This window comes from Vibrio sp. 1069 (assembly GCF_033340555.1).
This window is the reverse complement of record NZ_JAWOWP010001020.1, coordinates 1-504: the sequence shown is the minus strand read 5'-3', so window position 1 is coordinate 504 and position 504 is coordinate 1. Positions and strand designations below refer to the sequence as shown.

1 pseudogene is annotated in these 504 nt (G+C 49.2%); it reads left to right on the top strand.

The features are described 5' to 3' along the window. Positions 1-504, top strand: a pseudogene (locus R7040_RS30370) (GGDEF domain-containing protein); the annotation flags it as partial.

The following is a 504-nucleotide window of genomic DNA, read 5'->3' as shown; positions in this document are numbered from 1 at the left end:
CAACAACATGACCGTTATCGCAACAAGATCACTCAACTTGTCCCTGACAATGTTGAAGCATTGAAGAAAAAAATCGCTCAACTCAATAAAGAAAATGTGGTGCTGTTTTGGACTTACTACCGCGACAAAGATGGCGTGGTCGGCAGCGAACGTGACTGGATTCAGATCAACAAGGCCTCCAACGCGCCATTGTTTATGGTGCACGATGTAGGATTGGGTCATGGCGCGGTGGGCGGCGTGATTCAAAGCGGTTATCGCCAAGGTGTTGAAGCGGCTAGATTACTTGAACAGGTGCTCGACCACCCACAAGAACCATTACCTCCGGTGGTGAATGGCGATTCTGAAATCAAGCTCGATTACCAAGCGGTCGTGCGCTGGGGGTTGGGCGCAGAGCAAGCATCCTCGGCCGTCTTTTTTAATAAGCTGATGGAATTTTCGGAGCGTTTCGCCAAAGAAATTCGCTTGTTTGGTAGTTTGTTCGTGTTGATGCTGGTGGCCATTTTG